Origin of the sequence: Castellaniella denitrificans, from assembly GCF_042653765.1 — a bacterium.
Taxonomy (GTDB): domain Bacteria; phylum Pseudomonadota; class Gammaproteobacteria; order Burkholderiales; family Burkholderiaceae_B; genus Castellaniella; species Castellaniella denitrificans.
In genome coordinates this window covers 501,715-514,304 of the sequence record NZ_JBHSEZ010000001.1, presented here as the reverse complement: position 1 = coordinate 514,304, position 12,590 = coordinate 501,715, and the positions used below count along the sequence as shown (strand labels likewise).

Below are 12,590 nucleotides of genomic sequence, written 5' to 3'. Positions count from 1 at the left end.
CGTCATCCGGGATGACGCCATCTTGCCGGGGATGGGGTGCCGACTTACACTTGCGACGCGATTTCATTCAACCCTCCATCTTCCTCCTCCGGACGGCCTCCCGGCCGTGATTCCTCCATGACGACTTCCTATTTCCCGCAGTGGCGCCGCGTGTCCGGCACCGCCGACGGCGCCGTTGTCCAGCCCGACGAAACCATGCCCTGGCCCCAGACCGTGGCCATGGGCGCGCAGCACGTCGTGGCCATGTTCGGCTCCACCATCCTGGCGCCGCTCATCATGGGCTTCGACCCCAACATGGCCATCCTGATGTCGGGGGTGGGCACGCTGATCTTCTTCCTGTTCGTCGGCGGCCGGGTGCCCAGCTACCTGGGCTCCAGCTTCGCCTTCATCGGCGGCGTGATCGCCGTCAGCGGCTATTCGGGCAGCGGGCCGAACCTGAACATGGGCGTGGCGCTGGGCGCCATCATCGTCTGCGGCCTGATCTACACCGGCATCGGCCTGCTGACCGCGCTGATCAACGCGCGCCAGGGCGGGGCGGCCGACTGGATCGACCGCTGGATGCCGCCGGTCGTCACCGGCGCGGTCGTGGCCGTGATCGGCCTGAACCTGGCGCCGATCGCGGCCAAGGGCGCCATGGGCGGCTCGCTGTTCGAGTCCGTGATGGCGCTCGTGACCGTGCTGTGCGTCGGCGGAGTGGCCGTCTATACGCGCGGCCTGGTGCAGCGCCTGCTGATCCTGGTGGGGCTGTTCGCCGCCTGCGTGATCTACCTGATCCTGGCCAACGGCCTGGGGCTGGGCAAGCCGATCGATTTCGCCGCCATCTCCGCCGCGCCCTGGCTCGGGCTGCCCAGGATGACGGCGCCGGTGTTCGAGGCGCACGCCATCAGCGTGATCGCCCCGGTGGCCATCATCCTGGTGGCCGAGAACCTGGGGCACATCAAGGCGGTCGGCGCCATGACCGGGCAGAACCTGGACCGCTATCTGGGCCGCGCCTTCATGGGCGACGGGGTGGCGACGATGATTTCCGGATCCCTGGGCGGCACGGGCGTGACGACCTACGCGGAGAACATCGGCGTGATGACCGCGACGAAGATCTATTCGACCCTGGTGTTCGTGGTGGCCGCCCTGGTGGCCCTGGTGCTGGGCTTTTCGCCCAAGTTCGGCGCGGTGATCCAGGCCATCCCGGCCCCGGTGCTGGGCGGCATGTCGGTGGTGGTGTTCGGCCTGATCGCCATCGCGGGCGCCCGCATCTGGGTGGTCAACCAGGTCGATTTCAGCGACAACCGCAACCTGATCGTCGCGGCCGTCACGCTGATCCTGGGCGCGGGCAATTTTTCCATCGCCATCGGCGGCTTCAAGCTCGATGGCATCGGCACCGCGACCTTCGGCGCCATCCTGCTGCACGCGCTGCTGCGCGGGGGAAAGCGGCCGGCCGTGATCTGATCGGGCGGGGCTTGCTTTTTCTTGCCGGATTGCCCACAATACCCCTCAAGCACCCCGGTTTCGGCCGGGGTTTTTCACGGGCGAGCCGGCAGGCCACCTGGTCGGGATGCGGATGGCGCCACGCCACGACCGTCCCTCATAAGCCCATACGCGGGCGCACATGGCCAGGCAGCCCCCAGCGGGCCGGAACCACCACATTTCGCCCACCTTCTTTCGTTGTCAGGCGCCCCGCGCATGGGGCGTCTTTTACTTTTGAGTCAGGAACTATGGCTGCGATCCCTTTGACAGCTCGCGGGGCAGAGCGCTTACAGGCTGAATTGCACCGTCTGAAGACGGTCGAGCGCCCCGAAGTCATCAACGCCATCGCCGAGGCGCGGGCCCAGGGCGATTTGTCCGAAAACGCGGAATACGACGCCGCGCGCGAGCGCCAGGGCTTCATCGAGGGCCGCATCCAGGAACTGGAAGGCACCTTGTCCAACGCCCAGATCATCAATCCGGCCGACCTGGACGTGTCCGGCCAGGCCGTGTTCGGCGCGACCGTCGAGATCGAGGACCTGGAATCGGGCGAACGCCTGACTTACCAGATCGTCGGCGACCTGGAAGCCGACATCCGCGCCAACATGATTTCGGTGTCCAGCCCCGTGGCCCGGGCGCTGATCGGCAAGAGCGAAGGCGACGTGGTCGAGGTGCGCGCGCCGGCCGGCGTGCGCGAATACGAAGTCTGTTCCGTCAGCTACGAATGATCATCCGCGGCTCGTGCGGCCGCGGCGCGCTCCGGCGCGCAGCGACAGCGCGCTGCCGCTGCGGCGCGGGATGCCGTGGCCCGCGTCCGTCGTGGCGCGGCCGCCCCGCGCCGGCTTGCCGGCCCCCCGGCTGTCGGCCGGGCGGGATTTCCGACCCGCGTCCGCCGCGGGCCGTTTCCCCGCGTCGTCCCGGGCCGCGCCGGCGGCGCGCTGCGGGGCGGGGCGGGCGGCGCGCGGCTGCGCCGCCTGTTTCTTGGGTACGTAGGGCTCGGATTTCCGGCGCACGGCCCGGGTGGCGTTTTCGGCCGCCTGCGCGGCTTGTTGCGCGAGCGGATCGGGCCGATAGATAATCAGCGTTTTGCCGAGATGATGCACTGCGGCGCAGGACAGCGTTTCGCAGATTTCCGCCAGCATCGCGTCGCGTTCGTCGCGCTCGGCGCCGGCGACACGGATCTTGATCAGTTCATGGGCCGCCAGGGTGCGGTCGATTTCTTCCAGCACAGCGGCGGTCAGGCCGCGGTCGCCGATCAGGACGACGGGATGCAGGGGATGGGCGGCGGCGCGCAGGGCGCTGCGCTGCTGAGAGGTCAGTTCGAGTTTCGGCATAGTGGAATTGTACGAGAATGGCCAAGAAAAAATTCTCCAAAGCCTGGGTCCAGCGGCATATTCACGACCCTTACGTCAAAATGGCGCAACAGAAGGGCTACCGCGCCCGCGCCGCCTTCAAGCTGGTCGAAATCCTGGATGCGGAAAAACTGCTGCGGCGCGGCGACGTGGTCGTGGACCTGGGCTCGGCCCCGGGCAGCTGGTCGCAGGTCGTGCGCGAGCGCCTGCTGGCGGCCGGCGGCGTGATCGACGGCCGCGTGCTGGCGCTCGACCTGCTGCCCATGGAACCCGTCGCCGGGGTGGAATTCATCCAGGGCGACTTCCGCGAGGACGCCATCCTGGCGCAGCTGCACGAGCGGCTGGAAGGACGGGCCGTGGACCTTGTGATTTCCGACATGGCCCCCAATCTATCGGGTGTGGCCTCGGCGGATTCCGCCCGCATCGCCCACGTCTGCGAACTGGCGCTGGAATTCGCCTGCGATCACCTCAAGCCGGACGGCGCCCTGATCGTCAAGGCCTTCCACGGCAGCGGGTTTTCCCAGATCGTGCAGATGTTCAAGCAGCGCTTCGTCCGGGTGGTCGAACGCAAGCCCAAGGCGTCCCGGGACGAGTCCTCCGAGACCTTTCTCGTGGGGCGCGGCTTGAAAGAGGCTCCCGCGTCCGGGCGGCGGATTCAGGTAGAATGAAGCATTGACGTATTTGTCAGCTTGTTGTAATTGCGCGCCGCCGGATGCGGCGCCCGGACAGCGGGCGGGCAGCGGTACATACCCAGGAGGTTGGCTTTGAACAACTCGTTTTCCAAGGTTGCGGTCTGGCTGGTGATCGCGCTCGTGCTCTTCACGGTGTTCAAGCAGTTCGACGGACATCCGGTCGCGAGCGGGGATTCGGTCAGCTACACGCAATTCATGAACGACGCGCGCGCCGGCCGCATCAACAAGGTCGACATTCAGGGCGACACGATCTACGTGTCCCCGGAATCCGGCCGTTCCTACAGCCTGACCTCGCCGGGCGACCTGTGGATGGTGCCCGAACTGGTGAAGAACGGCGTCCAGGTCTCCGGCAAGGCCCGCGAGGAACCTTCCTTCCTGACCAGCCTGTTCATTTCCTGGTTCCCGATGCTGCTGCTGATCGGGGTCTGGATCTTCTTCATGCGCCAGATGCAGGGCGGCGGCAAGGGCGGGGCCTTCAGCTTCGGCAAGTCGCGCGCGCGCATGCTGGATGAAAACAACAACAACATCACCTTCGCCGACGTCGCCGGCTGCGACGAGGCCAAGGAAGACGTCCAGGAACTGGTCGATTTCCTGCGCGACCCCACCAAGTTCCAGCGCCTGGGCGGCCGCATCCCGCGCGGCGTGCTGATGGTCGGCCCTCCGGGCACGGGCAAGACCCTGCTCGCCAAGGCCATCGCCGGCGAGGCCAAGGTCCCGTTCTTCAGCATTTCCGGTTCGGACTTCGTCGAAATGTTCGTCGGCGTGGGCGCCGCCCGCGTTCGCGACATGTTCGAGAACGCGAAAAAGCAGTCTCCCTGCATCATCTTCATCGATGAAATCGACGCCGTGGGCCGCCAGCGCGGCGCCGGCCTGGGCGGGGGCAACGACGAGCGCGAGCAGACCCTGAACCAGCTGCTGGTCGAAATGGACGGTTTCGAGACCGGCCAGGGCGTGCTGGTGATCGCCGCCACCAACCGGCCCGACGTGCTGGACCCGGCGCTGCTGCGCCCGGGCCGCTTCGACCGCCAGGTGGTCGTGTCGCTGCCCGACATCCGCGGCCGCGAGCAGATCCTGAAGGTCCACATGCGCAAGGTTCCCATCGCCCAGAACGTCGATCCGAACGTGCTGGCGCGCGGCACCCCGGGCTTCTCCGGGGCCGACCTGGCCAACCTGATCAACGAGGCCGCGCTGTTCGCCGCGCGCCGCAACGGCCGCACCGTGGACATGTCCGACCTGGAAAAGGCCAAGGACAAGATCATCATGGGCGCGGAGCGCCGCTCCCTGATCATGCCGGAAGAAGAACGCCGCAACACGGCCTACCACGAGTCCGGCCACGCGCTGGTGGCGCGCCTGCTGCCCAAGACCGACCCGGTGCACAAGGTCACCATCATCCCGCGCGGCCGCGCGCTGGGCGTGACGATGCAGTTGCCCGAGGGCGACCGCTACAGCATGGACAAGGAACGCCTGCTGAACACCATCGCGGTGCTGTTCGGCGGTCGCATCGCGGAAGAAGTCTTCATGGGCCAGATGACCACCGGCGCCTCCAACGACTTCGAACGCGCCACCGCCATCGCCCGCGACATCGTCACGCGCTACGGCATGACCGATTCCCTGGGGCCCGTGGTGTACGCCGAGAACGAGGGTGAAGTCTTCCTGGGCCGCAGCGTGACCAAGACCACGCACGTGTCCGAGGCCACCATGCAGAAGGTCGATTCCGAGATCCGCCGCATCATCGACGAGCAGTACGGCGTGGCGCGCAACCTGATCGAATCCAACCAGGACAAGATGCACGCCATGGCCAAGGCCCTGCTCGAATGGGAAACCATCGACGCCGAGCAGATCGACGACATCATGTCCGGCCGTCCGCCGCGCGCGCCGCAGCCGCCGTCCTCGGGGGGCGACACGCCGCCGCAGGCCCCGTCGGCCGGCCAGCCGGCCGCCAGCAACGACAAGGGCCCCGCCGCGACGCCGGTCTGATCCGCCCGGCGGCTTTTCCTATGCCTGACCACGCGCCAGAGCGCACGCCTCGCCCTTCAGGGCGAGGCCAAGCGCGGCCATCGCCATCCGGTGCCGAAGGCGCCCCTGTCGGGGGGCTGGAGCACTCCGGCCCCCAGGCCGGGGTTCTTCAACATGTCCAGTGCGGGCGTTTCCGCTTGTCCCTGGAACGCCCCCTGGTCATGGGGATCGTCAACGTCACGCCGGATTCGTTTTCCGACGGCAACGCGCACTTCCGTGCCAACGAGGCGGTCGCCCATGGGCGCCTCCTGGTCGAGGAAGGCGCCGACCTGCTCGACATCGGCGGCGAGTCCACCCGCCCCGGCGCCCGGGCGGTCCCCGCCGACGAGGAACTGCGCCGGATCCTGCCCGTGATCGAAGCCCTGCGCGACTGCGGCGTGCCGCTGTCCGTGGACACCTGCAAGCCGTCCGTGATGCGGGCCGCCCTGGAGGCGGGAGCCGACATGATCAACGACATCGGCGGCTTTTCGGCGCCGGGGGCGGTCGAGGCCGTGGCGGATTCCGATTGCGCGCTGTGCCTGATGCACATGCGCGGCGAGCCGCGCACCATGCAGGACGCGCCGGCCTACGAGGACGTGGTCGCGGAAGTCCGCGACTATCTCGACCAGGGCGCCCGGCGCCTGCGCCAGGCGGGCATCGCGGCCGACCGCATCGTGCTCGATCCCGGATTTGGTTTCGGCAAGACCGCGGAGCACAATTACACCCTGCTGCGGCGGTTGCCGCAGGTCGTGGGACAGGATTACCCCAGCCTGCTGGGCCTGTCGCGCAAGTCCATGATCGGCGCCGTCACGGGCCGCCCCGCGTCCCGGCGCCTGGGCGGCAGCGTGGCCGCGGCCCTGGCCGGCGCGATGCGGGGCGCGCACATCCTGCGCGTCCATGATGTGGCCGACACCGTGGATGCCCTGCGGGTATGGTCGGCCGTCGAACGAGGAGTCCGTGCATGAGCGCACGCAAATATTTCGGGACCGACGGGGTGCGCGGCATCGTCGGCGGCGATCGGATCAACGCGGAGTTCGCCCTGCGGCTGGGCTATGCGGCGGGTCGCGTGCTGGCGCGCGGCGCCGTATCGGCCGGGCGGCCGACCGTGGTCATCGGCAAGGACACCCGCATTTCCGGCTACATGCTGGAATCCGCGCTGGAGGCCGGCCTGTCCGCCGCCGGGGTGGACGTGATGCTGGCCGGCCCCATTCCGACGCCGGCGGTCGCCTACCTGACCCGCGCCTGGCGCCTGGCGGCCGGGATCGTCATCAGCGCGTCCCACAACCCGCACTACGACAATGGCATCAAGTTCTTTTCCGGGGCTGGCGCCAAGCTGCCCGACGAGACCGAAGAGGCCATCGAAGCGCTGCTGGACGAACCGCTGGGCTGCGCCGATTCGGCCGGGCTGGGCCGCGCGCGGCGCATCAACGACGCGGCGGGCCGCTACATCGAATTCTGCAAGAGCACCTTCCCCAACGAACTGGACCTGCAGGGCCTGAAGATCGTGGTGGACGCGGCCAACGGCGCCGCCTACCACATCGCGCCGCACGTGTTCCGCGAGCTGGGGGCCGAGGTTTCCGTGATCGGCTGCGAGCCCGACGGCTTCAACATCAATGAAAAGGTCGGCGCCACGCACCCCGAGACCCTGGTCGCCGCCGTGGCGGCCCAGGGAGCGGACCTGGGCATCGCCCTGGACGGCGACGCCGACCGCCTGCAGATGGTGGACGCCTCCGGCCGCCTGTTCAACGGCGACGAGCTGCTCTACGCCATCGTGCGCGACCGCGCCCGCGCGCAGCCCATCCAGGGGGTGGTCGGCACGCTGATGACGAATTTCGGTTTCGAGCGCCGCATGCGCGAGCTGGGCATCCCGTTCGAGCGGGCCAAGGTCGGCGACCGCTACGTGCTGGAAGTCCTGCGCCAGCACGGCTGGCTGTACGGCGGCGAAAGCTCCGGCCATCTGCTGTGCCTGGATCGCCACACCACGGGCGACGGCATCGTCGCCGCCCTGCAGGTGCTGGCGGCCATGCGGCACGCCGGCGCGCCTCTGGCGGACCTGGTGGCCGATCTGTCCATGTATGCCCAGAAGATGGTCAACGTGCCGCTCGCGCCCGGGCTGGACTGGCAGACGCATGCCGGCCTGAAAGAGGCCTCGGACGCGGTGCGCGCGTCGCTGGGCGATCGGGGCCGGGTGCTGATCCGGGCCTCGGGCACCGAGCCCAAGCTGCGCCTCATGGTCGAGGCCGACGACGAGGCGCTGGCGGAGGAAGGCGTGCGCCGGCTCGTGGCGGTCAAGCTGGCCTGAGCGCCGCTGTCACATGATTCACACAGAGCATCGGCAGAATGTCCCCGATATCGTGACTTTCGGGAGTCCGCCATGCTCGTTCAAAGCCCTTCCCTGCACGCGGGATCGATGAAACGCATAGACTGGCCCGGGGCCGAGGCCGGTGGACTGGCCCTGACCGTCGCCCATACGCAGGCGGAGCTGGAAGCCCTGCAGCGCTTGCGGTTCCGGGTGTTCACGGAGGACATGGGCGCGGTGTTCCCCCAGGCCGAGGGCGACCGCGACGTCGACCGCTTCGATCCCTGGTGCGTGCATTTCATGGTGCGCGACACGGGCACGGGCCAGGTGGTGGGCACCTACCGGCTGCTCACGCCCGAAGCCGCGCGCCAGGCGGGCGGCTACTATTCCGAATCCGAATTCGACCTGGGCCCCCTGGCGGCGCTGCGCCCGTGGCTGGTCGAGGTCGGGCGCTCCTGCATCGATGCCGGATTCCGGCACGGCACGGCCATCATGCTGCTGTGGTCGGGGCTGGCCCAGGTCATGAAGCAGGGGGGCTACCGCTACATGCTGGGCTGCGCCAGCGTCAGCCTGCGCGACGGCGGGGCCACGGCCTCGGAAGTCTGGCGCCAGGCGCGCGCGCTGATGGCGCGCGATCCCGGCGCGCCGCGCATCCGGCCCCTGCATCCCTATCCGGTGGACCACCTGGACAGCGCCTTGCCGGCGCGGGTGCCGCCGCTGATCAAGGGCTACCTGGCCCTGGGCGCCACGATCTGCGGCGCGCCGGCCTGGGACCCCGATTTCCATACCGCCGATTTTCCGATCCTGCTGGACCTGGAACGGCTGGATCCCCGCTACCGGCGGCATTTCGGAATCGCCTAGCGGCCCCGTCCGGCAGCCGTGCGCCGGAGGCGCGCCGCACCGGGCCTTCAGGCCTCGATGATGTCCAGCGCGAAGCCGGCCTTGCGCCAGATCGCCGCTTCCTTTTTAAGCTGGAAGCCGCTCAGGGGGCGGGCGGCCAGCCAGCCCGACGGGATGCGCAGGGCGATGCGCAGGTCCTGGGCCTGCAGGCGCAGGGACAGCGGGCCCAGGGGCTCCCGGCGGCGCAGCAGCAGGACCGCCAGGCGCAGGCAGCACAGGGCCAGCCAGCGCGCGCGGTCGGGCGCGTAGCGGCGGACCTTGGCCAGGCGCCCCTGATGGCCCAGGGCCAGGAAGGCCAGCAGCCGCTGGTCGTCGTGCGAAAAGCCCGGCATGTCGGCGTGTTCCAGGATGTAGGCGCTGTGCTTGTGGTAGTCGTCGCGGGCGATCGCCAGGCCGATTTCGTGCAGCTCGGCCGTCCAGGCCAGCGCCCGCCGCAGTTCGGCCGTGTCGGGTTCGGCCCCCAGGCCGAGCTGGTCGAACAGCTGCAGCGCCAGGTTGCGCACGAAGCCGGCCTGGGCCGTGTCGAGCTGGTAGCGGCCGCGCATCTGGCGCACGGTCTCGTCGCGCCGGTCCTGGTGCGAATCGCGGCCCAGCAGGTCGTGCAGCACGCCGATGCGCAGGGCGCCGTCGCCTGCCCGCATCCGTTCGATGCCCAGTTCCTCGAAGGCGGCGATCATGATGGCCAGGCCGCCGGGCAGCACCGGCACGCGTTCCGGCTTCAGGCCCGCCCAGTCCTGCAGGCGGACCTGGCCGGCGGCCACCAGGGCGGCGCGCAGACGCTCCATGCCGTCCAGGGTGATGTCGCGGGGACTGAGGCCGTTCTCGACCAGGATGGCCAGCAGGCCCTTGGCGGTGCCCGACGAACCGTAGGCTTCCTGCCAGCCCGTGCCGCGGTAGCGGCTGGCGATGGTTTCGATGGCGCCGCGCGCCGCCAGGACGGCCTGGCGCATGCGGGCCTCCGTGATGCGGCCCAGGGGGAAGAACTGCCGCGTCCAGGTGGTGCAGCCCAGTTCCAACGAGGCCAGCTCCAGGGGCTGGTCGTGCTGGCCGATGATGAATTCGGTGGAACCGCCGCCGATGTCGATCACCAGTCTGCGGTGGTCCGATGGCGGCAGGTCCTGGATCACGCCCAGGTAGATCAGGCGGGCCTCTTCCTGGCCGGAAATGATTTCGATCGGAAAGCCCAGGGCGCGTTCCGCCGCCGGCAGGATCTCGGCCGCGTTGCGCGCCACCCGGAAGGTGTTGGTGGCCACGGCGCGGACGTTGGCGGGGGAGAAGCCGCGCAGACGTTCGCCGAAGCGCCGCAGCGCCGCCAGGGCCTGGTCCACGGTGGCCGCGTCGATGCGCTTGTGTTCGTCCAGGCCGTTGGCCAGGGCGACCAGCTCGCGCAGCTTGTCTTCGGCGTAGATCTGGGCGCCGCCGCCGTGGCGCACGATGCGTCCGATGGATAGCCGGAAGGTGTTCGAGCCCAGGTCGATCGAGGCGAGCCGGTTATCCACCATGATTTAGGACCTGTTCACACCAGAGAATGTCACACTGTGCGATTATAGTGGCCGATTCATGACAGGATTGTGAGGCGCGCATGCGGGCCGTCGAGGAAATGCCGGTTCTCCTGAACCGTGAATTGTCGGTGCTGAAATTCAACGAGCGGGTGCTCTCCATGGCCGAGCGCACGGACGTGCCGGTGCTGGAGCGCCTGCGCTACCTGTGCATCGTCGGCTCGAACCTGGACGAGTTCTTCGAGATCCGCATGGCCAGCCTCAAGGAACAGCAGCGCCAGACGCCGGAACTGCGGGGCGTGGACGGCATGACGCCCGACGAGGCCTTCGACCGGGTGCAGCGGGCCGCGCACGCCCTGGTGGACCGCCAGAACCGCCTGCTGACGGGCGAGGTCATGCCCAAGCTGATGGAACACGGGGTGGGCCTGATCTATTCGACGGGCTGGACCGACCTGCAGCGGGAATGGGCCTACGGCATCTTCCGCCGCGACGTGATGCCGCTGCTGACCCCCATCGGCCTGGATCCGGCGCATCCCTTTCCGCGCGTCTACAACAAGAGCTTGAACTTCATCGTCTCGCTCAGCGGCGAGGACGCCTTCGGCCGCGAAGGCCACATCGCGATCGTCCAGGCGCCGCGCGCGCTGCCGCGCATGATCAAGGTGCCCGCCGAGATCGCCGGCATCCCGGACGGCTTCATGCTGCTCACCACCCTGATCAACGCCTTCGTCGGCGACCTGTTCCCGGGGATGAACGTCCAGGGCTGCTACCAATGGCGGGTGACGCGCAACAGCGACCTGTTCGTGGACGAGGAAGAAATCACCAACCTGCGCCAGGCGCTCCAGGGCGAACTCTCGCAGCGCAATTTCGGCGCCTCGGTGCGTCTGGAGATCGCGCACGCCATGCCGCCCGACCTGGAGCTGTTCCTGCAGCGCGAATTCGGCCTCGGGGCGGCCGACACCTATCGCGTCAACGGTCCGGTCAACCTGGCCCGGCTGATGCAGCTGTGCAACCGGGTCAACCGTCCCGATCTGGAATACCCGGCCTTCCGGCCGCGCATGCCGGCGCCGTTCGACGGCGGCCTGGAGCGGCCCGAAGAACTGTTCGCGGCCATCGCGGCGCGCGACCACCTGCTGCACCATCCCTACCAGTCCTTCCAGCCCGTGCTGATGTTCCTGCGCAGCGCGGCGCTGGATCCCCAGGTCGTGGCCATCAAGCAGACCATCTACCGCACCGGCGAGGATTCCGAACTGATGGGGCTGCTGCTGTCGGCGGCCCGGGCGGGCAAGGAAGTCACGGTGGTGGTCGAGCTCATGGCGCGTTTCGACGAACAGACCAACATCAACTGGGCCGCGCGCCTGGAGGAAGTCGGCGCCCACGTCAGCTACGGCGTGGTGGGGCACAAGACGCACGCCAAGATGGCCCTGGTGCTGCGCCGCGAGGACGGCCGCATCCGCCGCTACGGGCACCTGGGCACGGGCAACTACCATCCGCGCACGGCGCGGCTGTACACCGATTTCGGCCTGCTGACGGCCAACCAGCAGATGTGCGAGGACATGGACCAGGTGTTCTCCCTGCTGACTGGCCTGGGCGCGCGCCGCGAGCTCAGGCTGCTGCTGCAGTCGCCCTTCACCCTGCACGAGACGGTGCTGCGCCTGATCCGCTCGGAAACCGAATTCGCCCGCGCGGGCAAGCGCGCGCGGATCCGCGCGAAGATGAACTCCCTGCTGGAGCCCGAGGTGATCCGGGCCCTGTACGAGGCCAGCCAGGCGGGGGTGCGCATCGACCTGATCGTGCGCGGGGCCTGCGCGCTGCAGGCCGGCGTGCCGGGGCTGTCCGACCATATCCGGGTGCGCTCCATCATCGGCCGCTTCCTGGAGCATTCGCGGGTGTTCTATTTCTACCAGGACGGCGCCGAGCCCCTGTACCTGTCCTCCGCCGACTGGATGGACCGCAATTTCCTGCGGCGGGTCGAGCTCGCCTTCCCGGTGCTGGACAAGACCCTGCGGCGCCGGGTCATCGACGAGGCCTTCACTTTCGCCTGGCGGGACAACCAGCTCGCCTGGGCGGCCCAGCCCGACGGCCGCTACCTGCGCGTGCGCAACCGCCGCGCCGCCTTCAACCTGCACCAGCACCTGATGGCGAGGTTGGGATGAGACAGGACACGAAATAGTCCCTGCGGACTATTTCGTGCCTGTCGAATCCGAGCGGCGTGCAAGCCGCGAGGTGGGATGAGATCGGACATGAAAGGGTCCCTGCGGACCCTTTCATGCCGATCGAATCGGAGCGCCTTGCAAGGCGTGAGGTGGGGAATCCGTTGTCATTAAACTGTCACTTCAACCCTCTACCATGTCGTCCTGACGGTCCAGTGAAATTCTTCCGGGCCGCCGAACATTGC

At 68.6% G+C, this 12,590-nt stretch carries 10 protein-coding genes; 8 read left to right on the top strand and 2 right to left on the bottom strand.

The window, feature by feature from the left end; translation table 11 throughout:
* Nucleotides 1-117: 117 nt before the first annotated feature.
* Both ACFO27_RS02455 and greA read left to right on the top strand, forming a co-directional pair.
* Nucleotides 118-1,443 (top strand): solute carrier family 23 protein, encoded by a 1,326-nt coding sequence (locus ACFO27_RS02455; protein WP_376815846.1) that lies wholly within the window; start codon nt 118-120, stop codon nt 1,441-1,443.
* A 266-nt stretch (nt 1,444-1,709) separates the two neighbouring features.
* A complete protein-coding gene (gene greA, locus ACFO27_RS02450) occupies nt 1,710-2,186 on the top strand; it encodes a transcription elongation factor GreA (RefSeq protein WP_376815845.1) in 477 nt (158 codons plus the stop codon).
* On the opposite strand, the gene ACFO27_RS02445 is transcribed toward greA, so the two are convergent.
* Nucleotides 2,187-2,792, bottom strand: coding sequence for a YhbY family RNA-binding protein (locus ACFO27_RS02445; protein ID WP_376815844.1), 606 nt, complete (start codon nt 2,790-2,792; stop codon nt 2,187-2,189).
* 17 nt (nt 2,793-2,809) lie between these two features.
* On the opposite strand from ACFO27_RS02445, the gene ACFO27_RS02440 reads away from it, so the two are divergent.
* The 5 genes from ACFO27_RS02440 (at nt 2,810) to ACFO27_RS02420 (ending at nt 8,657) form a co-directional block, all read left to right on the top strand.
* Nucleotides 2,810-3,478, top strand: coding sequence for an RlmE family RNA methyltransferase (locus tag ACFO27_RS02440; protein ID WP_376815843.1), 669 nt, complete (start codon nt 2,810-2,812; stop codon nt 3,476-3,478).
* Nucleotides 3,479-3,574: 96 nt separating this feature from the next.
* Nucleotides 3,575-5,479 carry an ATP-dependent zinc metalloprotease FtsH gene (gene ftsH / locus ACFO27_RS02435; RefSeq protein ID WP_376815842.1) on the top strand — a complete coding sequence of 635 codons (1,905 nt, stop codon included), beginning with the start codon at nt 3,575-3,577 and terminating at the stop codon, nt 5,477-5,479.
* Nucleotides 5,480-5,679: 200 nt separating this feature from the next.
* A complete protein-coding gene (gene folP, locus ACFO27_RS02430) occupies nt 5,680-6,462 on the top strand; it encodes a dihydropteroate synthase (RefSeq protein ID WP_376816389.1) in 783 nt (260 codons plus the stop codon).
* On the top strand, nt 6,459-7,799 hold the full coding sequence (glmM, locus tag ACFO27_RS02425) for a phosphoglucosamine mutase (RefSeq protein ID WP_376815841.1): 1,341 nt from the start codon (nt 6,459-6,461) through the stop codon (nt 7,797-7,799). The genes folP and glmM overlap by 4 nt, the downstream gene beginning before the upstream one ends.
* A gap of 108 nt (nt 7,800-7,907) precedes the next feature.
* Nucleotides 7,908-8,657 carry a GNAT family N-acetyltransferase gene (locus ACFO27_RS02420; protein ID WP_376815840.1) on the top strand — a complete coding sequence of 250 codons (750 nt, stop codon included), beginning with the start codon at nt 7,908-7,910 and terminating at the stop codon, nt 8,655-8,657.
* Between the two features lie 47 nt (nt 8,658-8,704).
* Here the strand turns inward: ACFO27_RS02420 and ACFO27_RS02415 are convergent, their stop codons facing one another.
* Entirely contained in the window at nt 8,705-10,195 is a 1,491-nt protein-coding gene (locus ACFO27_RS02415) for a Ppx/GppA phosphatase family protein (protein WP_376816388.1), read from the bottom strand.
* Between the two features lie 83 nt (nt 10,196-10,278).
* On the opposite strand from ACFO27_RS02415, the gene ppk1 reads away from it, so the two are divergent.
* Nucleotides 10,279-12,348, top strand: coding sequence for a polyphosphate kinase 1 (ppk1, locus tag ACFO27_RS02410; RefSeq protein WP_376815839.1), 2,070 nt, complete (start codon nt 10,279-10,281; stop codon nt 12,346-12,348).
* Nucleotides 12,349-12,590: the final 242 nt, after the last annotated feature.

Coding starts and splice junctions, on each gene's coding strand:
- ACFO27_RS02455 (WP_376815846.1), top strand. CDS start 118: ATGACGACTTCCTATTTCCCGCAGTGGCGCCGCGTGTCCGGCACCGCC.
- greA (WP_376815845.1), top strand. CDS start 1,710: ATGGCTGCGATCCCTTTGACAGCTCGCGGGGCAGAGCGCTTACAGGCT.
- ACFO27_RS02445 (WP_376815844.1), bottom strand. CDS start 2,792: ATGCCGAAACTCGAACTGACCTCTCAGCAGCGCAGCGCCCTGCGCGCC.
- ACFO27_RS02440 (WP_376815843.1), top strand. CDS start 2,810: ATGGCCAAGAAAAAATTCTCCAAAGCCTGGGTCCAGCGGCATATTCAC.
- folP (WP_376816389.1), top strand. CDS start 5,680: ATGGGGATCGTCAACGTCACGCCGGATTCGTTTTCCGACGGCAACGCG.
- glmM (WP_376815841.1), top strand. CDS start 6,459: ATGAGCGCACGCAAATATTTCGGGACCGACGGGGTGCGCGGCATCGTC.
- ACFO27_RS02420 (WP_376815840.1), top strand. CDS start 7,908: ATGAAACGCATAGACTGGCCCGGGGCCGAGGCCGGTGGACTGGCCCTG.
- ppk1 (WP_376815839.1), top strand. CDS start 10,279: ATGCGGGCCGTCGAGGAAATGCCGGTTCTCCTGAACCGTGAATTGTCG.